24 protein-coding genes are annotated in these 20,544 nt (G+C 41.9%); 21 read left to right on the forward strand and 3 right to left on the reverse strand.

Annotated features, from left to right (window positions below; all coding sequences use genetic code 11):
• The first annotated feature begins 285 nt into the window (after nucleotides 1-285).
• The 20 genes from gcvH to tsaB all read left to right on the forward strand — a co-directional run bounded on the left by gcvH (nucleotide 286) and on the right by tsaB (nucleotide 18,047).
• Nucleotides 286-666, forward strand: a complete 381-nt coding sequence (gene gcvH, locus D0S24_RS03740) for a glycine cleavage system protein GcvH (protein ID WP_117018474.1) — start codon at nucleotides 286-288, stop codon at nucleotides 664-666.
• Nucleotides 659-1,060, forward strand: coding sequence for a VanZ family protein (locus D0S24_RS03745; protein ID WP_117018475.1), 402 nt, complete (start codon nucleotides 659-661; stop codon nucleotides 1,058-1,060). The genes gcvH and D0S24_RS03745 overlap by 8 nt, the downstream gene beginning before the upstream one ends.
• Before the next feature lie 288 nt (nucleotides 1,061-1,348).
• Entirely contained in the window at nucleotides 1,349-2,059 is a 711-nt protein-coding gene (locus tag D0S24_RS03750; RefSeq protein ID WP_117018476.1) for an energy transducer TonB, read from the forward strand.
• Nucleotides 2,060-2,272: 213 nt separating this feature from the next.
• Complete coding sequence (gene cyoE, locus D0S24_RS03755; RefSeq protein ID WP_117018477.1) at nucleotides 2,273-3,172, forward strand: heme o synthase; 900 nt, start codon at nucleotides 2,273-2,275, stop codon at nucleotides 3,170-3,172.
• Between the two features lie 5 nt (nucleotides 3,173-3,177).
• Nucleotides 3,178-3,759, forward strand: a complete 582-nt coding sequence (locus D0S24_RS03760) for a cytochrome c oxidase subunit 3 (protein ID WP_117018478.1) — start codon at nucleotides 3,178-3,180, stop codon at nucleotides 3,757-3,759.
• Between the two features lie 147 nt (nucleotides 3,760-3,906).
• Complete coding sequence (locus D0S24_RS03765; RefSeq protein ID WP_117018479.1) at nucleotides 3,907-4,881, forward strand: cytochrome c oxidase subunit 3; 975 nt, start codon at nucleotides 3,907-3,909, stop codon at nucleotides 4,879-4,881.
• 60 nt (nucleotides 4,882-4,941) lie between these two features.
• Nucleotides 4,942-5,325: a cytochrome C oxidase subunit IV family protein gene (locus D0S24_RS03770; RefSeq protein ID WP_117018480.1), complete on the forward strand. Its 384-nt coding sequence runs from the start codon at nucleotides 4,942-4,944 to the stop codon at nucleotides 5,323-5,325.
• A 135-nt stretch (nucleotides 5,326-5,460) separates the two neighbouring features.
• On the forward strand, nucleotides 5,461-6,093 hold the full coding sequence (locus D0S24_RS03775) for a hypothetical protein (protein WP_117018599.1): 633 nt from the start codon (nucleotides 5,461-5,463) through the stop codon (nucleotides 6,091-6,093).
• Entirely contained in the window at nucleotides 6,093-6,821 is a 729-nt protein-coding gene (locus D0S24_RS03780; protein ID WP_117018481.1) for an SCO family protein, read from the forward strand. The genes D0S24_RS03775 and D0S24_RS03780 overlap by 1 nt, the downstream gene beginning before the upstream one ends.
• Nucleotides 6,821-7,354, forward strand: coding sequence for a DUF420 domain-containing protein (locus D0S24_RS03785; RefSeq protein ID WP_117018482.1), 534 nt, complete (start codon nucleotides 6,821-6,823; stop codon nucleotides 7,352-7,354). Before D0S24_RS03780 ends, D0S24_RS03785 begins: the two co-directional genes overlap by 1 nt.
• On the forward strand, nucleotides 7,344-7,607 hold the full coding sequence (locus D0S24_RS03790) for a hypothetical protein (protein WP_251795708.1): 264 nt from the start codon (nucleotides 7,344-7,346) through the stop codon (nucleotides 7,605-7,607). The genes D0S24_RS03785 and D0S24_RS03790 overlap by 11 nt, the downstream gene beginning before the upstream one ends.
• An 89-nt stretch (nucleotides 7,608-7,696) precedes the next feature.
• Nucleotides 7,697-8,944: an ABC transporter permease gene (locus tag D0S24_RS03795; RefSeq protein WP_117018484.1), complete on the forward strand. Its 1,248-nt coding sequence runs from the start codon at nucleotides 7,697-7,699 to the stop codon at nucleotides 8,942-8,944.
• 24 nt (nucleotides 8,945-8,968) lie between these two features.
• The gene (locus D0S24_RS03800; protein ID WP_117018485.1) at nucleotides 8,969-10,228 is read left to right on the forward strand and encodes an ABC transporter permease; all 1,260 of its coding nucleotides are present in this window, start codon (nucleotides 8,969-8,971) and stop codon (nucleotides 10,226-10,228) included.
• A gap of 165 nt (nucleotides 10,229-10,393) precedes the next feature.
• Nucleotides 10,394-11,506: an efflux RND transporter periplasmic adaptor subunit gene (locus tag D0S24_RS03805; protein ID WP_117018486.1), complete on the forward strand. Its 1,113-nt coding sequence runs from the start codon at nucleotides 10,394-10,396 to the stop codon at nucleotides 11,504-11,506.
• A 99-nt stretch (nucleotides 11,507-11,605) separates the two neighbouring features.
• Nucleotides 11,606-12,307 (forward strand): ABC transporter ATP-binding protein, encoded by a 702-nt coding sequence (locus D0S24_RS03810; RefSeq protein ID WP_117018487.1) that lies wholly within the window; start codon nucleotides 11,606-11,608, stop codon nucleotides 12,305-12,307.
• Entirely contained in the window at nucleotides 12,300-13,529 is a 1,230-nt protein-coding gene (locus tag D0S24_RS03815; RefSeq protein ID WP_117018488.1) for an ABC transporter permease, read from the forward strand. The genes D0S24_RS03810 and D0S24_RS03815 overlap by 8 nt, the downstream gene beginning before the upstream one ends.
• A 1-nt stretch (nucleotide 13,530) precedes the next feature.
• Nucleotides 13,531-14,793 carry an ABC transporter permease gene (locus tag D0S24_RS03820; RefSeq protein WP_117018489.1) on the forward strand — a complete coding sequence of 421 codons (1,263 nt, stop codon included), beginning with the start codon at nucleotides 13,531-13,533 and terminating at the stop codon, nucleotides 14,791-14,793.
• Between the two features lie 31 nt (nucleotides 14,794-14,824).
• Complete coding sequence (locus D0S24_RS03825; RefSeq protein ID WP_117018490.1) at nucleotides 14,825-15,973, forward strand: efflux RND transporter periplasmic adaptor subunit; 1,149 nt, start codon at nucleotides 14,825-14,827, stop codon at nucleotides 15,971-15,973.
• 42 nt (nucleotides 15,974-16,015) lie between these two features.
• A complete protein-coding gene (locus D0S24_RS03830; RefSeq protein ID WP_117018491.1) occupies nucleotides 16,016-17,356 on the forward strand; it encodes a TolC family protein in 1,341 nt (446 codons plus the stop codon).
• A gap of 19 nt (nucleotides 17,357-17,375) precedes the next feature.
• Complete coding sequence (tsaB, locus tag D0S24_RS03835; protein WP_117018492.1) at nucleotides 17,376-18,047, forward strand: tRNA (adenosine(37)-N6)-threonylcarbamoyltransferase complex dimerization subunit type 1 TsaB; 672 nt, start codon at nucleotides 17,376-17,378, stop codon at nucleotides 18,045-18,047.
• Nucleotides 18,048-18,095: 48 nt separating this feature from the next.
• On the opposite strand, the gene D0S24_RS03840 is transcribed toward tsaB, so the two are convergent.
• The 3 genes from D0S24_RS03840 to D0S24_RS03850 form a co-directional block, all read right to left on the reverse strand.
• Nucleotides 18,096-18,920, reverse strand: coding sequence for a mechanosensitive ion channel family protein (locus D0S24_RS03840; RefSeq protein WP_117018493.1), 825 nt, complete (start codon nucleotides 18,918-18,920; stop codon nucleotides 18,096-18,098).
• A gap of 186 nt (nucleotides 18,921-19,106) precedes the next feature.
• Nucleotides 19,107-19,307 carry a dodecin family protein gene (locus D0S24_RS03845; protein WP_117018494.1) on the reverse strand — a complete coding sequence of 67 codons (201 nt, stop codon included), beginning with the start codon at nucleotides 19,305-19,307 and terminating at the stop codon, nucleotides 19,107-19,109.
• A gap of 69 nt (nucleotides 19,308-19,376) precedes the next feature.
• Nucleotides 19,377-20,279 (reverse strand): NifU family protein, encoded by a 903-nt coding sequence (locus D0S24_RS03850; RefSeq protein WP_117018495.1) that lies wholly within the window; start codon nucleotides 20,277-20,279, stop codon nucleotides 19,377-19,379.
• Nucleotides 20,280-20,338: 59 nt separating this feature from the next.
• On the opposite strand from D0S24_RS03850, the gene D0S24_RS21010 reads away from it, so the two are divergent.
• The gene (locus D0S24_RS21010) at nucleotides 20,339-20,515 is read left to right on the forward strand and encodes a hypothetical protein (protein ID WP_181938019.1); all 177 of its coding nucleotides are present in this window, start codon (nucleotides 20,339-20,341) and stop codon (nucleotides 20,513-20,515) included.
• Nucleotides 20,516-20,544 lie beyond the last annotated feature (29 nt).

Genomic DNA, 20,544 nt, shown 5'->3' on the forward strand with positions numbered 1-20,544 from the left:
CTTACGTAGCTACGGCTATGCCCGTTTTCTGCGCCTTGGCCCAACTCAAGATCCATCATTCCATCCCCGTCATTAAACGTTGACAGGACACTAGTGTTAAGTTAACGCTTTATTGACTTCTCGACTGCCCGCCCGAACGGGCCGTTCGGTCCGGGCGAGTAATCGAAGTGACGATGGATTGGCCGTAAAGTAATTTAATTTACAGCTGTGCCAAAAAGTTTAAATGAGTTTTTTGATTAACATGAGATATTCTTTTACATTTGTTGCCTTAACAAATATTGGACAATGAACATACCTTCAGATTTAAAGTACACCAAAGACCATGAATGGGTCAGAATAGAGGGAGATACCGCTATAGTGGGGATTACGGATTTTGCCCAAGGGGAACTTGGGGATATCGTTTATGTGGAAGTGGAAACCTTGGATGAGACCCTGGGCAAGGATGAGGTTTTTGGAACGGTAGAGGCCGTAAAGACGGTTTCCGACCTTTTCCTTCCCTTAAGTGGGGAAATAATAGCTTTTAACGAATCGCTGGAAGATGAACCGGAAAAGGTAAATACCGATCCCTATGGCGAAGGATGGATCATAAAGGTTAAAATAAGCGATACCTCCGAAGTTGAGGGCTTGCTTGGGGATGCGGAGTACAAAGAACTAGTGGGTGCTTAAAAAATATCTGTTTACAATCTTGTTTATAAGCTGGGCGGTGTTCATAACAACGCTCAGCTTATTTTCTTTTGAGGAAGAGAGCATACCTTGCATAGATGTTCCCCATTTGGACAAGTTGGTGCATTTTTCATTTTATTTTGTATTTACGGTTTTGGGCTGCCTGTCCTTTAGGGAGATTGATCGTAGAAAGGAGCCTTTCAAGAAAATAGGCGTAAAATTATTTTCACTTGCTATTGTTTATGGTATAATTATTGAGGTACTTCAAGGGGAGGCCACAATTGATAGAGATCCCGATTTGCTGGATGTTTTGGCAAATAGTTTGGGGGCATTGTTCGGAAGTTTTACGGTGAAATTCATTTTCTCGGGAAAAACTCCCTTAAAGTGGACGAAATAGTATTTTTTTAAGTAATTTGGGATGTGTTTCAAATATGGGATGTGTTTCAAATATGGGATGTGTTTCAAATATGGGATGTGTTTTAAATAAATAGGTATGGTTCTTAGTGTGGTGAACATTTGGGAGTTTGGAATCTTCCAACTAGTTGCTTTCGAGGCCTTAGGTTACCTATAAAAGGATGCTTTGGAGTCCAATGGGCTGTTTAAATTTATTTGTATTTTTTTTAACAAAAAGTTTTAAACAGATAAAATAAATATATAAATTAGCGAACATTAAAAATTAAGAATTATGGAACTTAAAAAGAATCCTAAAGCGGATTTAACAAGAAATAGCGGGCTTTATTTCGTTATTGGTCTTGTTCTGGTTATGTTATTGACGTATATAGCTTTTGAATGGAAGACCTATGACGATGATAATAATTTTGATTATACCATGAATGTGGAGGATACTTTGGATGAGGAAGTTCCTATGACCGAGCAAATTAAGACACCACCGCCACCACCGCCACCTGCAGCACCCGAGATTATAGAAGTTGTCGAGGATGAGGAGGAAGTGGAAGAGACTGTAATAGAATCTACGGAAACCAGTCAAGAGGAGGAAGTAATAGAAGTGGCCGATGTTGAGGTGGAGGAAGTAGAGGAAGATTTGGATATACCTTTTGCGGTTATCGAAGATGTACCTGTTTTTCCCGGCTGTGAAAATGAGCCAAAAAACAAATTAAGGGAATGTTTTAACTCCATGATTCAGAAGCATATTGCAAAAAATTTCCGTTATCCTGAAATTGCCCAAGAAATGGGGGTTCAAGGCAGGGTTAACGTAATGTTTGTTATCCAGAAAGACGGAAGTATAGGGAACGTAAGAATGAGGGGTCCAGATAAGAACTTGGAAGAAGAAGCAGCTAGGATTATTGGTAAATTGCCTAAAATGACCCCTGGAAAGCAAAGAGGTAGGCCGGTCCGTGTACCCTTTAGTATTCCGATCAATTTTAAACTGCAGTAGTCGAAATTTAAAATATATTTGTGATCCCGAGCCTTGGCTCGGGATTTTTTGTTGGCGCAAGCGTCACGCCTGCCTGCGGAAGGCAGGCTCGTGCCAAGAGCCAGGAAACTTTTGTTCAAGGCTCCATTTTTAGGTTAATTCACATAAACATCTTTATTTGGTTGCAAAAAATTCTTATGCGGTGTATCTTTGCGGTCCATTTAAAAAATGTAAATGAAAACGGCGGTCGGTTCAGTGAAAAATACCTCTTTAGCGTTATATTTTGCTGACTTTAAAGAAATTACGAAGGCAAGGCTGGCTGTAAGTGTGGTTTTCTCTTCTATTGCGGGATATTTTCTGGGTGCTATTGAAATTAATTTCTCCGCAGTGCTGCTTTTGGCCTTTGGAGGCTACTGCATGGTGGGGGCTTCCAACGCCTATAACCAAATTATTGAAAAGGATCTGGATGCATTGATGGACCGCACCAAAAACAGACCCATACCGGCGGGTAGGATGTCCGTAGGCACGGCAATGACCATTGCCGTTGTCATGACCATAATGGGAATCGTGGCCTTGTATTTTCTCAATCCCAAGACGGCCATGTTCGGGGCCATTTCGATTTTTTTGTACACTAGTGTCTATACGCCATTAAAGACCAAAACGCCCTTGGCGGTCTTTGTGGGGGCTTTTCCGGGAGCCATTCCCTTTATGTTGGGATGGGTGGCCGCCACCGATAGTTTTGGAATTGAGCCGGGGACCTTGTTTATGATACAGTTCTTCTGGCAGTTTCCGCATTTTTGGGCATTAGGGTGGATGTTGGACGAGGATTATAGGAAAGGGGGGTTTAAAATGCTTCCTACCGGTAAAAAGGATAAGGGAACCGCTTTGCAAATAATAATGTATACCATATGGATGATGATTATATCGGTGATCCCCGTATTTGGTTTTACGGGAAGGTTGAAATTATCGATTGTAGCAGCTATTATCGTTTTTTTAATGGGTACGGTAATGTTGTTCTTCGCTTTTCGGTTATATGAAAAAAGGGACAATGTTTCTGCCAAGAAATTAATGCTGGCCAGTGTAAGTTACATTACACTGATGCAAATGGTATATGTAATGGATAAATTTATTTAATACGGATGGACTTAACGCAGGGTACGGGAAAGGAAAAAAACGCAAGGGCCAAGAAAATGATGCTTTGGTTCGGAATTGTGAGCTTGCTAATGGGATTTGCGGGCTGGACCAGCGCCTATATAGTGAGTAGCTCCCGGGAAGATTGGATCAAGGACCTGGCGTTGCCATCCTCGTTTTTGGGGAGTACCTTGGTGATAATTATAAGCAGTATAACTTATATTATGGCCAAGAAGGCCATAAGGCAGGATAGGACTAGACAATGTACCAATTGGTTATTGCTGACCCTGGTCCTCGGAATTACATTTATAATATTGCAATTTAACGGATTTTCACAGATGGTGGCCAATGGTTACTATTTTACCGGACCTACCAGTAATATTAAAATGTCCTATGTTTTTTTGATCGCTGCGGTCCATATCGTTCATGTTGTTGCCGGTATAATCTCCCTGTTGGTGGTTATTGCCAATCAATTGCGGAACAAGTATTCCCCAAAGGAAATGCTGGGCTTGGAACTAGGGGCCACGTTTTGGCATTTTTTGGATATTCTTTGGGTTTATTTAATACTTTTTATGTATTTCGTGAATTAGTTTGAGCCTAATTATTTGGTAATTAGAAGGTATTCTGGAAGGGCTTATTTAGAATGGGTTTTTTTTGCCATTTTTAAAAGGCAAAAATTTTGTTTAGCCGAAAAAAATGTAAATTTGTGAAAATTTTATTAACGCTATAATTTTTATATGGATTCTACGGTTACTACGGGTACGGAAGAAAATGTCTGGGGTGGAGGAAATCAACCTCTTGGCGCCAGTTACGGAAAGTTGATGATGTGGTTTTTTCTGGTATCCGATGCATTGACGTTTTCTGGTTTTCTTGCTGCATACGGTTTTTCTAGATTTAAATTTATAGAAACATGGCCGATCGCCGATGAGGTGTTTACCCACGTTCCGTTTTTTCATGGGAACTTTCCTATGTACTATGTAGCGTTCATGACCTTTATTCTAATTATGTCCTCTGTAACTATGGTGTTGGCGGTAGATGCCGGACATAAATTACAAAAAACAAAGGTAATCTGGTATATGTTCCTGACTATCATTGGAGGGGCAATATTCGTAGGTTCACAGGCCTGGGAATGGGCCACTTTTATAAAAGGTGATTTTGGGGCTTTGGAAACCAAAGGAGGTAGGATTCTACAATTTGTGAGTGCCGATTCAGGAGAGCGGCTTGCCTTAAGGGATTTTGCCGAGACCTTGCATGAGGAAAGGGTAGATCATGAAAAGAAGAACGGAATATGGTACTATGAGGGGGAATCCTTGCCCAGTTATTCCTTAAACGAGGTAGTGGAAGGGGTGAAGTCCGATCCGAATGTCTTGATCCGTACAGAGTTATTGAACGAGGATGGCCATAAAACGGTCTTGACAAGGGATGAAACTTTGAAAAAATTGAATGATGCTACGCTAGTAGTGGAGGGGGCCAACTTGGTACGTAATGAGTATGGCAGCAGGTTGTTTGCCGATTTCTTTTTCTTTATCACCGGTTTTCACGGTTTTCACGTATTTTCCGGTGTAATAATCAATGTGATTATCTTTTTTAATGTTATTCTTGGTACCTATGAGCGAAGGGGACATTATGAAATGGTTGAAAAAGTTGGGCTGTACTGGCACTTTGTAGATTTGGTATGGGTATTTGTATTTACCTTCTTCTACTTGGTATAGTACTTAGGAATAATAATATTTACCTTACAAATAAAAGAATACTTAAAATTAGAATTGGAAATGGCACACGAACATAAACTTGAAATATTTAGAGGTCTGCTGAAGTTTAAGTCCAACACCCAAAAAATATGGGGGGTATTGACATTCCTTACTTTGGTTACCATAGTTGAGGTGGCGTTGGGGATCTTAAAACCCGCTGCATTGACCCATTCTTATTTCTTGGGCATGAAAGTACTTAACTGGATTTTTATTATTTTAACCTTGGTAAAGGCCTATTATATTGCCTGGGATTTTATGCACCTAAGGGATGAAAGGAGTTCTTTGAGAAGGGCTATTGTATGGACCCCGATCTTCCTTGTGGCCTACCTTATTTTTATTCTTCTCTTTGAGGCGGATTATATATACCAAGTGTACAGGGACGGCTTTGTTAAGTGGAATTTCTAACGAATAATTAACAGCTTGGGGAGACGGTATAACAACCGTCTTTTTTATTTTTGTACTTATACGGTTTGTACTGATTTTACAGGGAAGGAATCTTTTTTCTTTTAAATTGTAATGTTATGGGTTAAAATATATGGGATGAAGAAAATATTAGTACTGCTTGCCTTATTTGTCCTGCCAATTGTGATCTATCTATTTTTTGCTTCAGGGGTTACCAATTTTGGAAAATTGGCCACTTTAACGGAAAACGTTCCGGAAATTGATTTTGCGGGCAGCACGGTATCCCTTGAGGGTAAAATTACCGTACTGGGTTTTCTTGGGAAGGACGTGGAAAATAAGAAGGGCAACGCTTTCAATCTAAATCAGAAGATATACAAACGCTTTTACGAGTTTAAGGATTTTCAATTCGTTATGGTAATGCCCAAGGGTACGGAGCAGGACGTGGAAGAATTGAAAGGGGAACTGGAGCAATTGGCGGATGTAGGTAAATGGAACTTTGTTTTTGGGAGCGAGGATGAAATTAATGGCCTTTTTAGGGGTTTGGGCACCAACCTGAGCTTGGATGGGAACCTGGGTACCCCCTATGTATTTATTATTGATAAGAGTAGAGTTCTGAGGGGAAGGGACGATGATAAGGACGAAGGGCTTAAATATGGTTTTGATACCTCCTCCGTGGCGGATTTGAACAATAAGATGGAGGATGATGTGAAAATTATATTGGCCGAGTATCGGATGGCCCTTAAAAAGAACTCTGCGGAAAGATCAAAATAATGCAAAAAAACAACTATACATATATTTGGGTTTCCCTGGTAATCCTGGTTTTTGGAATCATTTTTATCCCAAAAATTGTTGATAGGGTAAAAGAGGGGTCTGTGTCACAAAATGATAGGTTGAACCTAAAGGATGCCAATGATAAGCTGGCGTACATTGAAATGAACGGGACAAGGCGCAAGGTACCGCCCTTTGCCTTTGTGGATCAGGACAGTCTACTGATTACCAATGAAGATTATAAGGGCAAGGTATATCTGGTAGAGTTCTTTTTTACCACCTGCCCAACAATTTGCCCGATAATGAACAAGAATTTGGTCCGGATCCAGAACGAATTTAAGGATTTCGAGAATTTTGGGGTGGCTTCCTTCACCATAAACCCGGAATACGATACACCGGCAGTTTTGAAAAAGTATGCCCAAGATTACGGGATAACCCATATGGACTGGCATTTGCTAACGGGAAATCTGAACGATATTTACACCTTGGCCAATACCGGATTCAGTATGTTTGCCGCAGAAGTCCCGGAGGCGGAAGGCGGGTTTGAACATTCAGGCCTCTTTGCGCTGGTAGATAAAAACGGTTTTATACGTTCCCGGGTGGACAAGTTTGGAAATCCGATCGTATATTACAGGGGAGCCATTACCGAGCAGGAAGGGGAAAATGATCATGGGGAAGAGGAACAGATATCGATACTTAAAGAGGATATTAAAAAATTATTGGAAGAATAATGGATGCAATTGTCTTAAAGGAAAAAAAGATCAATAAAATTATAAACGTGGTGTCCGTTGTAATACCCCTTGTGGTGGCGGTCCTTTTCGGGGTTAAACTGCCCAATGTGGAGCCTCTTGGTTTTTTGCCGCCCATCTATGCCTCTATCAATGGACTTACTGCTGTTTTATTGGTGGTTGCCGTGTTGGCCGTTAAGAACGGAAAGTTGGAGCTACATCAAAAATTAATGACGACTTGTATTTTTCTCTCCTTGGCATTTCTAGTGATGTATGTGGCCTATCATATGACCTCGGATTCCACATCGTTTGGCGGGGAAGGAATGTTAAAGTACGTCTATTTCTTTATTTTGATCACCCACATCATACTCTCCATAGTCATAATACCATTGGTATTGCGAACCTATGCGAAGGCCTACCTTAAAAATTATGGGGCGCATCGGAAACTGGCAAAGATCACTTTTCCGCTATGGCTGTATGTGGCCGTTACCGGGGTAGTGGTCTATATAATGATATCTCCCTATTATGTGCACTAGAAGATCAACATGGATTACTCCAGGATATTTTAAGGTTAAAAGGCATTTTTCGGTCTTGTTTTTAACATTGGTATTTGTATTGGTTCCGGAATTTGCCGAAGCCCAATGTGCCATGTGCAGGGCCGTTTTGGAAAGTGAGGGCAGTGAAGCTGCTGCAAAGGGGATCAACAATGGTATTGTATATCTTATGGCCGTACCATACCTACTGGTGGCCGCTTTATTTTTCTTTATCTATAAAAAAATGAAAGCCTGATGGCAGATCAATTTTAACATTTTTTTAAAATTTCTGCTGTAACAATTCCTTGTTACTACGGTCTTACTTCTATAAACATTACTGGGCCCATGTTCGATATTGAGAGATGGCAGGAAATCTTCGATGCCATGCTAAAAAATAAGCTACGTACATTTCTTACGGGTCTTTCGGTGGCTTCCGGGATTTTTATATTGGTTATTCTGTTGGGTTTTGGACAAGGAATGCAAAATGGCATTGCCAAAGAGTTTGAGGGAGATGCCAGTAATAGGGTAGGAGTATGGACTCAGGTAACTACCGAAGAGTATATGGGCTTAAACCCAGGAAGGACCATTCAGTTGAAAAATAGCAATTACGAGTTTATCAATTCCAAGTTTGCCGACCAATTGGAGTACCGATCTTCCAATTTTATGGTGTGGAACCTTTCCGTGGATTATGGAAAGGAATCTGCCAACTATTCCGTACATGGTGTTTCCCCTGAATTTCAAAATATTGAAAATCAATTTATTTCCCAAGGAAGGTATCTTAATTATGGCGATGGGGAGGCGGTTTCCAAAGTGGTTATCATAAGCAACAAAATTAAAAGGGAGCTGTTAAAGGGAGTAGAGGATCCCATTGGATCCTTTGTTAAGATTTCCGGGATCAATTTTCAAGTGGTGGGGGTCTATGGTGATAAGGGGGGAGATAGGGAAGAAGATAGATTGTTTATTCCATTGAGTACGGCACAGCGGGTGTTTAATGGGAGTGACAATTTGAATATGTTGTTCTATACCTTAAAACCGTCGGACAACTTTGATGAGGCACTGGCGCAGTCCGTGAAGTTTACAGAGGAAATCAAGGGATATTTAAAAGAGGCACATACAGTGGCACCTACAGACCCGAGTGCTATAAATACGTTTAATACGTTGGAGGGGGTAAAGCGTTTTCAAAATCTGACAGGAGGTATAAAATTTTTCTTTTGGTTCGTGGGTATTTGTACCATAGTGGCCGGAGTTGTTGGGGTCAGTAACATCATGTTGATCATTGTAAAAGAACGGACCAGGGAAATAGGGGTCCGGAAAGCATTGGGGGCCAAACCCTGGAATATTATAGGAATGGTCTTGCACGAGGCCATTTTTGTTACTACCGTTGCGGGTTTTGCCGGGCTTATATTTAGTATGGGGCTGTTAGAGTTTGTAGGCCCGCATATTAAAGTGGATTACATCCTTAATCCGTCCATTAATTTTACCGTGGCCATCAGTACTGTTTTTCTGCTGATTCTCGCCGGGGCAGTTGCAGGGTTTTTTCCGGCTTGGAGGGCGGCCAGTATAAAGCCAATAGAAGCGTTGCGTGATGAATAAGGGAGTTTATAAGTATAGGGGGATATGTTGAATAGGGATCGTTGGAGAGAGATTTTGGAAGTACTGACCACAAATTGGTTTAGGACCGTTCTTACTGCCTTTGGTGTTTTTTGGGGAATATTGATATTGATTATTCTTTTGGCCGCCGGGAAGGGACTGGAAAATGGGATCAGGGCCAATTTTGGCAGTATTGCCACCAATACTGTGTTTATGTGGTCCCAAAGTACCAGTATGGAATATAAAGGCCTGCCCAAAGGAAGGCGGTTTAATTTTAAATTGGAGGATGTTACTGCCATTAGGAGGGAAGTGGGAAATTTAAGGTTCGTTTCCCCCAGGAACCAATTGGGAGGCTTCAATGGGGCAAATAATGTGGTACGCGGAATTAAAACAGGGGCCTTTAACGTGTATGGCGATTACCCGGACATTATTAATCAGGATCCCATGAGCATTACTTCCGGTAGGTTTATAAACCATCTGGACATAGATGAAAAGAGGAAAGTTGCCATTATTGGTGAAGGGGTCCGCTCCAGTCTGTATGAAATGGGAGAGGAGGTAGTAGGGACCTATATAAAGATCCAGGGGGTGAACTTCACCGTGATAGGTACGTATAAAAAAAACTCCAATAACGGTAATGCGGAAGAGGCCCAAAAGGAAATTTATGTTCCGTTCACTTCTTTTGCACAAGCATTCAACCAAGGGGACAATGTGGGGTGGATGGCGATTACTGCCAAGGATGGTTCCTCTATAACCCAATTAAAGGAACAGGTGTTCGAGGTAGTTCGTGAAAACCGGAAAATTCACCCACAGGACCTAAGGGCCATTGGCCATTTTGACCTGTACGAGGAGTTTAGCAGGGTAGTGAGCCTTTTTGGGGCCATGCGCTGGATAGCCTATTTTGTAGGTATTCTGGTATTGCTGTCCGGGGTTATAGGGGTGAGTAATATTATGCTGATAGTGGTCAAGGAAAGAACCAAGGAAATAGGGATTAGACGGGCGCTGGGAGAGGATCCTTGGTCCATCAGGTTACAGATCTTGATGGAGTCCGTTTTTCTGACCATAATATCGGGGATGGCAGGCATTAGTTTCGGGGCTCTGGTCATATATCTCATTAATTATGTTTTGGATGCGAACGGCCCTGTGGAAATGTTTGCCAATCCCAGTGTGAGTTTGGGGGTGGTGTTGATAGCGTTGTTGATTTTGATAATATCGGGATTATTGGCGGGATTTATCCCCGCCCAAAGTGCCATAAAGGTAAGGCCAATTGAAGCATTGAGGGCGGAATGATGCGTTCTCGGGTCTTTTTGGAACCAGGATGCTTTGGGGATCCGCTCTAGGGGACAGTAGAGATTTTTTAATTTACATAAAATCAATGTTTTGCTAATATTTTTATATCGAACTCACGTTAAATAAAATTCAAAAAAATCAATCAAGAAAAATCAAATAGGGAAAATGAAAAAGTCGGTTACCATTATTATTTTGTTGTTCATTGTTCTAAGCTGTGTAGGGGCACTTTACTATCTGTACCAAAAAAATGCCGAGGACCCCGTGGTGTACAAGACCGAAAAACCCTCGACCCAGACCATCGTTAAAAAAACCGTTGCTACCGGTAGTATCCTACCATTGGAAGAGGTATTGATAAAACCTAATATCTCAGGGGTTATAGAGGAAGTTTTTGTGGAAGGGGGCGATTATGTTAAATCGGGCGACTTAATTGCCAAGATAAAGGTGGTTCCCAACCTTTCTTCCTTGAACGAGGCCAAGAATACCATAGAGGAGGCCAAGATTGCCCTGGACGACCAAAAGCGCAATTGGGAACGGCAAGGTATTTTGTTCCATAAAGGGGTGATTTCCAAAGTAGATCTGGAGAGGGCAGAGGTTGCCTATGATCAGGCCAAGCAATCCTATGCCGCCGCCAACAAACGCTTCGATATCGTTAAGACCGGAACTACCAAAGGGTACGGCAATGAGGCAAATACCTTGATAAGGGCAACGGTGAGCGGAATGGTACTGGAAGTGCCGGTAGAGGTAGGAAATCAGGTGATAGAATCCAATAATTTTAATGAGGGCACTACCATTGCTGCCATAGCCGATGTGGACAAGATGATTTTTGAAGGCAAGGTAGACGAATCGGAGGTAGGTAAAATCAAGGAAGACCTACCATTGGAAATTACGGTAGGGGCTATAGAGAATGCGGTGTTCGATGCGGTCCTGGACTATATTGCGCCCAAGGGGAAAGTGGAGAATGGTGCCATTCAGTTCGAGATCAAAGGTACATTAAAGAAACGCGATTCCATCTTTATTAGAGCAGGGCTTAGTGCCAATGCCTCTATTATCCTGGCCAGGGCGGATAGTGTGCTGGCAGTGAAGGAAGCCTTGATCCAATTTGATCCTGATACCAAAAAACCCTTTGTGGAAATTGCTATCGGCGAGCAGCAATTTGAACGTAGGGAAATTCAATTAGGGGTGAGCGATGGGATCTATATTCAAGTAATACAGGGAATAAAGCCCGATGATGAAATAAAAGTATGGAACGAAATAAAGCCTGCAACCCTCGGGGCCTAATTTTTTTAACACAGCTTTAACACCCCCTGTTGTAACGACTTTATTGCCAGTAGGTCTTATATTCGTATTTTCAGGCAAGCTCAACCAATTCAATATATCATGATAGAAATTAAAGATCTTCATAAATCCTATAAAATGGGAAGCAACTCCCTTCATGTATTAAAGGGCATCAATTTTTCCGTTGAAGAGGGGGAGCTTGTGGCCATTATGGGGTCTTCCGGTTCTGGAAAGTCTACCCTGCTCAATATACTTGGTATGTTGGACGTTTTGGACGAGGGGTCCTATACTTTGGACGGGGTGCCCATTAAAAATCTAAACGAAACGAAGGCGGCACAGTACAGGAACAAATTTTTAGGTTTTGTTTTCCAGTCCTTTAATTTGATCAATTACAAAAGTGCCATGGAGAATGTGGCCCTTCCTTTATATTATCAGAAAGTGGGCAGGAAGGAAAGACAGGAAAAGGCATTAAAATACTTGGAGCAAGTAGGATTACGTGAATGGGCGGATCATTTACCGAGCGAGCTGTCCGGTGGGCAAAAACAAAGGGTGGCCATTGCCAGGGCCATGGCGGCCGAACCCAAAGTGTTGTTGGCGGATGAACCTACCGGTGCCTTGGACAGCACCACCTCCTACGAGGTGATGGATCTTATCCAAAAAATAAACGATGCCGGCAACACCATACTAATAGTTACCCACGAGCCGGACATAGCCGATATGTGCAAGAGAATTGTACACTTAAAGGATGGGGTTATTGTTGAGGATAAAAAAATAACCCAGGTTAGAGCCTCACAATATGTTTAGTAGGGATAATTGGAAGGAAATATTTGAAACTATTCAAAAGAATAAACTAAGGACGTTTCTCTCCGGGTTTACGGTCTCATTGGGGATTCTTATTTTTGTGGTACTTTTTGGGATGGGAAACGGCCTCATCAACACCTTTAACGAGTTTTTCGGTGACGATGCCACCAATGTGCTTTATGTATTCCCAGGGAGAACTACAATTCCCTACAAAGGCTACAAATCCAATAGGGTGATCGAGTTCGATAACAGCGATCTAAGGGACATAGAAAAGAACCTTGCCCTGTTCGTAGAATACACTACCCCAAGAATTTCCAGAAGTGCATTGGTGAAATACAAGAACGAATCCAACAATTATTCCACCAGAGCTGTGGGTCCCGCACATCAAGATGCAGAAAAGACCATCATCATGAAGGGTAGGTTTCTGAATAAAGCGGATATTAAGAATAGAACCAAATACGTTGTCATAGGAAGGTTGGTGGAACAGGATCTTTTTGGGACCGAAAATTCCATAGGCAAATATATAGATGTGGCAGGGAGCGCTTTTATGGTAATCGGGGTTTTTCAGGATGAAGGTGGGGACAATGAGGAACGATTGATCTATATGCCCTATACCACGAGACAACTTATAGAAAAAAACACCGATAAAATAGATCAGCTTATTGTGGCCTTTAAGCCCGAGATAGGATACACTGGGGCAATGGCCCTGGATAGGAGCTTGGATAAATTTTTTAAAGAAAAAAAGTACATCAGTCCGGACGACCAGAGCGGAATCTTTATTAGGAATGTCGCCGATCAGTTAAAGCAAAATCAACAATTTGCCCGTGTTTTGCAGCTGATAGTTGGTTTTGTTGCCTTTGGGACCATAATAGCGGGAATTATTGGAATCAGCAATATTATGGTATTTGTGGTAAAGGAACGCACCAAGGAGTTGGGTATCCGCAAGGCCTTGGGGGCAACTCCAAGATCGGTCATAGGATCTATTTTGCTGGAATCGGTTTTTATAACGACCATTTCGGGTTTTATAGGGATGCTATTGGGGATGGCCATTTTAAATTCCCTAGGGGAAAAATTGAAGGATTATTTTATTACCAACCCCTATATAGATAGTACAATGGCCATTAGTGCCACAGTGCTACTAATTCTGTTCGGGGCCCTTGCGGGATATATACCGGCAAAAAGGGCAGCCGAAATTAAGCCTATTGTAGCATTAAGGGACGAATAATATGCGATTTATATTTGATAGTAATACTTGGCAGGAAATTTTTGGCTCTATCGGAAAAAATAGGACCAGAACCATTATTACCGTAGTAGGGGTGCTTTGGGGTATTTTTATTTATATCGCTTTATCCGGGGCTGCAAAGGGGATGGACAATGGTTTTGAAAAAATATTCGAGAGCGTGGCCAAGAACAGTATGTTCGTTTGGGCGCAAAATACCAGTATGCCCTATGAAGGATTTAAGACTGGAAGGCCTTTACAATTAAAATTGGATGATGCCACCCTTTTGGAAAATAGGATCCCCGAAATCCAATACATTGCCCCGAGAAATGTTCGGGGTGTTTTTGGGGATTCGCCGGGAGTTATCGTTAGGGGACAAAAGACAGGGAGTTATGCCGTTTATGGGGACTTTCCGGTGTATACCAAAATTGCGACAAAAAAGATATATGATGGGGGCAGATTTATAAACGACGAGGATATTGCCGAGGCAAGGAAGGTATGCGTTATTGGGGAACGTACACAAAAGGAATTGTTCGAAAAGGATGAGAACCCTATTGGAGGCTATATCAGGATAGACAATATCTTTTTTCAGGTGGTAGGTGTCCATAAGTTTTCCCCAGGGGGCGGTTTTGATAACGATGGGGACATTTTTATTCCTTTTTCAACCTATAAAAAATTATACAATACCGGAAACGATGTGGGTTGGTTTTCCATAGCTGCCTATGATGATGTGGATGTAATAAAGGTTGAGGAGAATGTAAAAGCGATTTTAAAATCTACCCATAAGGTACACCCTGATGATGAGAGGGCTTTCGGGTCTTTTAATATCGGTGAAATGTTTAACCGGATCAGCGGTTTTGCAAAGGGGCTTACCTTTTTGTCTCTGGTCGTTGGAATTGCTACCATCCTGGCAGGGGTAATCGGTATCGGCAATATCCTATTGATATCCGTTAAGGAGCGTACCAAGGAAATTGGGGTTCGTAGGGCTTTGGGAGCTACCCCAAGGGAGGTTCGTTCGCAAATTATATTGGAATCGGTTTTTCTGACCATGATCGCGGGGGTCATGGGGATCATATTGGGGGCAGGAGTGCTAAGCCTGATCAATAAGATGACCCAGGGGATCGATTTTCCCTATGCCAATCCAACGGTGCCAATACCCTATGTGCTGGGCGCTTTGGGGATAATGGTTATTTTGGGGACATTGATCGGCCTTATTCCCGCGCAAAGAGCCGTTAGTATAAAACCAATAGATGCTTTAAGAGAAGAATAAAACAAACCAATACAAATAAATATATAGTAAAATGAACAAGATTGTAAAATATGTACTAATAGGGATTTTAGTACTAGGAGCGCTTTGGGCAGCAGCCTTTTTTGTGAAATCGAATAGTAAATCGGCCATTACCTACGAGACAAAAAATCCTTTTACAGCCAATATTCAAAAAAAATCTGTAGCAACTGGCAAGGTAGTACCTGAGGATGAGGTGGAGATAAAGCCTCAGATTTCGGGAATTATTGATGAAATCTTTTTAGAAGAGGGGGCCAAGGTAAATGCTGGCGACTTAATTGCCAGGATAAAGGTGGTACCCAATGAGCAGTCGTTGAATCAGGCCATTGGTAGGGTGAAGAATGCCGAAATAGCATTGAACAATACCAAGATCGAATATGACCGGAACAAGGCTATTTTTGATAAAGGGGTAATTTCTTCCCAGGATTTTAACACCCAACAGTTGCGGTACGATCAGGCAAAATTGGAACTGCAGAACGCAAGATCCGATTACCAGATTATCCGGGATGGGTCGGCTGGAGGAAGTGCCACGGCCAACACCAACATTCGGGCCACTGTTTCCGGGACCGTCCTTGAGATTCCCGTTAAGGAGGGGGACCAGGTAATTCAGAGCAACAATTTTAATGATGGGACTACCATAGCCACTATTGCAGATTTGAGCATCATGATCTTTGAAGGGAAAGTGGATGAAGGCGAGGTAGGAAAATTGAAACTAGGAATGCCTTTGGAGATTAGTTTGGGCGCCATTAACGATAAAAAGTTTGATGCTAAACTTAGGTTTATTGCACCTAAGGGCGTTGAGGAATCCGGAGCTGTACAATTTAAGATTGAGGGCGATGTAACCGTAGAGGACGACTTTTTGATCCGTGCGGGTTATAGTGCCAATGCCTCTTTGGTGCTGGAACAGAAGGATAGTGTTACGGTTATCCCAGAGGCACTATTACAATTTGATAAAGTAACGGATAAACCCTATGTTGAAGTGGCAGTAGGAACTGTAGAGGAACAAAAATTTGAAAGAAAGGACGTTGAGATCGGGATTTCCGACGGAGTGAATGTGGAAATTGTTTCGGGCATTACCAAAGATGACAGGGTGAAGATCTGGAACAAGACCGAACCTATTAAGATAGGTACCGACGAGGAAGGGGAAACAGCTGAAGGAAATTAAAGGGAATATCAATCAAAAAAGCAATCAAAAAATAATCAAAGCATGAAAATTAAGATATTAATAGGCCTGTTTATTTTCTCTTGCGGCATACTATCCGCCCAAGAAAAAAAATGGACCTTGGAGGAATGTGTTTACTATGCCGTGGAGAACAACCTCACCATAGAGCAGTTTGAACTTGATCTTGAAAATGCCAAAATTGATAAGTCCGACGCCATAGGTGATATGTTGCCCAATTTTAATGCAAATGCAAGTCTCTCGGGCAATTCAGGGCTTGTTTTGGACCAATCCAGGAACCAACAGGTTACGGGAACGGTAACTACTGCATCAGGTGGCTTTAGTTCTTCCGTAAATTTATTTGATGGACTAAGGAACATTCATAGGTTGAACAGGGCAAAATTGAATGCCTTGGCCAATCAGTATAGATTGGACGACTTAAAGGACGATATTATGCTGGCGGTGGCCAATGCCTACCTGCAGGTTATGTCCAATAAGGAGTCGCTTAAGGTTTTTAGGGCCCAATACGCCGTTACCGAGCAGGATCTTATCAGGACCAAGGAGTTGGTGGGTGCCGGGGTGGTTCCAAGAGGGGATTTATTGGAAATAGAGGCTACGGCTGCCAATCAGGAACAACAAATTGTAAATGGGGAGAACCAAGTGTTGATCTCAAGGATAGGCCTGGCACAGTTGCTTCAGATCAGGGACTACGAAAATTTTGATATCGCCGATGAGGAATTTGACGTTCCTCCTTCCGATATATTGGACAATTCCCCCAAAACAATTTTCGATAAGGCCCTTACCTTTAGGAACGATATTAAATTTTCTATGTCCAATGTGGAATTGGCACAAAAGGACCTACAGATTGCCAAAGGGGCGGTCTACCCAACCCTAGGGGCTTTCTTTAATTACGGTACACGATATTCCAGCGAATTTAGGGACCCCGTAACCTTTAATAGAATTGCCTTTACGGACCAGTTGTATTTAACGGATGGTATATCGTACGGACTGCAGTTGAATGTTCCTGTGTTCAATGGGTATAGTGTTAGGAACAACATTCAAAGGGCCAAGATAGGAGTGGAAAGGGCGCGTTTACAGCTGGAACAGGATAAATTGGATCTGGAAACCAATATCAATCAGGCCTATGTGGATGTCAAGAGTTTCTCCAAAGCCTATGAAGCTGCACAAAAAACGTTGGATGCACGAAGGTTGGCTTATAATTATTCAAAGGAACGATTTGATGTGGGCTTAATGAACGCCTTCGATTTTAGTCAGTCACAGTCCAGGGTAGATAATGCGGAGGCAGAATTGATAAGGACAAAATATGACTATATATTTAGATTAAAGGTGTTGGAGTTTTATTTTGGCTTACCTATAGCCTTGGATTAAGCTATATTTACGGTCTAATATGACTATGATTTTAAATTTAGAGACGGCAACCACGAATTGTTCCGTGAGTATTGCCAAAAATGGGGAAATAATTTCTTTAAGGGAAGATAACAGCCCCGACTATTCCCATTCGGAACAACTTCATATATTTATTGGGAATGCTTTGAAGGAGGCTTCCTTAACTTTTAAGGATATTTCCGCCATCGCGGTGAGCAAGGGACCCGGATCCTATACAGGTTTGCGCATAGGGGTATCGGCAGCCAAGGGACTTTGTTTTTCCTTGGACCTTCCGCTGATATCGGTTTCCACTTTGGAAAGTTTGGCAAAGCAGGGATATGGCAAAGGGTTTGATTTTATAATTCCCCTATTGGATGCCAGGAGAATGGAAGTATATGCAGCCGTATTTGATGCCCAAGGGAATGGGATAAGGGAGACCAGGGCGGAAATCATCAACAAGGACAGCTTTTTGGAATATGCACAAAAAGGAAGTGTTTTGTTAATTGGGGACGGTGCGGAAAAATGCAGGGAACTCTTGGACCATCCCAATTTTAGTTACCATACTGCCCTGCCCACGGCTAAAGGGATGGGAGAATTGTCCTATAAAAAGTTCAAAGCAAGCGATTTTGAAAATGTCGCCTACTTTGAACCCTATTATCTAAAAGATTTTATGTTGCCATCCAAGAAATCTTAGTGTCCAGTTAACGTTTAAATTACCCGTAGGTTTAGGCTTGACTGGATACTAGGAAGGTAACTGGTGCATAACCCTTTGTGGAAATGGAATTTCTATCCCTGTTGCATCGAACCTGATTTTTAGTTCTTCCATTACCTGGAAATGGGCGTCCCAGAATACCTCGTTTTCGGCCCAAAAACGTAGGGAAAGGTTTACCGCACTATCCGCTAATTCCGCTACATAGACTTCAGGGGCGGGATCTTTTAGGATATTGGAATTTTCTGCACAGATCTCCAACAAAATTTCTTTGGCCAATTTAATATTGGAGCTGTATCCTATGCCTACGTCAATTTTATCCCTTCTCGTATTTTGTGCATTATAGTTGATGATATTGTTGTTGGACAATTGGCCATTGGGTATTATGGCGATCTGATTGCCAAAAGTGCTTAATTTGGTAGTGAATATGGAGATTTCCTTCACCGTGCCATCCACCCCCTGGGCAGAAATAAAATCGCCCACCTTAAAGGGTTTGAACAATAATATTAGGACGCCCCCTGCAAAATTGGCCAGGGAACCCTGTAAGGCCAGACCAATGGCCAGACCCGCGGCACCAATAATTGCCACTAGGGAAGACGACTGTACCCCAAGTTGGGTAATGACTATAACGAAAAGCATTAGTTTGAGCCCTATGCTTATAAAACTTTGCAAAAAGGACTCTAAGGAAGGGTCGTAGTCTGCCTTATCAAAGAATTTACGCACCATTCGGTTAATAAATCGTATAACCCAGAGCCCTAAAATATAGATAATGATAGCCATTACCAAACTGGGAAGTGCCCCCCAGAGAAATTTGATGGCATGGTCCAAATGTTCTTGATAGTCGGAAATAATAGTCATAAAAAATTACTTTTTGGTTTAAATTACTTCTAAAAATTCCCCGCCCATAGGTCGGGATTGCCTTTTAGGCAGTTCCGGGTGTGGTAAAAAAATATGAATTGCCTTATCATAACTGGACTTAGAATCCCCGGATAGGACAAAAAAAGCGCCTTTTAACGGCGCTTGTTGATGGCAATAAGAAAAAAATTAATTCACTTCAAAAGTGATTTTAACATTTACACGATAATCTGTCAATTTACCATCCTTGACCGTTGCGCTTTGCTCTTTAATATATACGGAACGGATGTTTTTTACTGTTTTGGAAGCCTGTTCTACCGCATTTTTTGCGGCATCCTCCCATCCTTTTTCAGAATTTGCCAGAACTTCGATAACTTTTAAGATAGCCATAATATTTAATTTTAGATTCTCTTAAAGTTAACAAATTAAAGCTACAATTAGTAGATTTTATATTGAAAATCAACCATTTAAGGCAACTACTTCATGGACCATATCGCCCATCATGTTTTTGAGCATGGTCTCAATACCATTTTTTAGGGTATAGGTAGACGAGGGGCAACCGCTACAGGCCCCTTGCAGAATAACATTGACGGTCTTTGTGTCCCCTTCATAGGACTTAAATAGAATATTGCCTCCATCACTGGCTACGGCGGGTTTTACATACTCTTCCAAAATATCAATGATCTGTTTGGAAATGTCGTCCAAATCGGTGTCTTCCAATTGGGCCGTAGGGGAAGTCGTTTTTTGTTTTTGAAGACTCCTGGCCGATACCACTTCCTTGCCATCTGCAATAAAATCCCTGATTTTCTCGCGAAGCTCCAACGTAATATCCTCCCATTCCGCAACATCGTATTTGTTTATGGAAACATAATTTACATCAAAAAACACCTCTTTTACAAAAGGCAGCATAAACAGTTGTTTGGCCAACTCCGAATCCTTGGCCTCGTCTATATTCTTGAATTCAAAAGTTGTAGGTACAATTCTTTTGTTGGTCACGAATTTCATTACGGACGGATTGGGGGTAACTTCGGCATATACCGTTACGGCCACCTTTTTTGGGTTTTCCTCTTCCTTAACAACAGGCTCGCCGGCATTAAGGTAATCCACCAACTGTTGCGCGACACTATCCTTAACATCGTCCCATTCCACAATATCATAGCGCTCCAAGCCTATAAAGTTGCCCGAGATATAAACAGTTTTGATAAAAGGCAGATAAAATAATTGCTGGGCCAAAGGCGAATTTTTGGCCTCGTCTATGTTTTTAAATTCGTAATTGCTGTTCTTTGTTATGAAATGATTGGTTTCAAATTTCAGTATTGCCGGATTCTTCGTGGGCACCACGGTAATTATAAACTCCTCCATTTAAATATTTTTTACAAAAGTACGAAGGTTTTTCTTAGGGACTGTCCAAATGTTGTTTTTTGGAATATTTTATAGTGTATTCCTGCCTGCCGGCAGGCAGGTTTTTGTTGGAGGAAGGTATTTTGATCCCGATAGCTATCGGGATCATAGCCATAGCTACGGACCGAAGAATAGCTGATGTATGGCGGGAAAAGACAGGGCCGAGCGTAAAAAAAATTTCTGGCAGACATTTTTAGCGAAGGAGCCAGCCGGCGCATAGATGAAA

It is taken from the genome of Arenibacter sp. P308M17 (assembly GCF_003426735.1).
Lineage (GTDB): Bacteria > Bacteroidota > Bacteroidia > Flavobacteriales > Flavobacteriaceae > Arenibacter.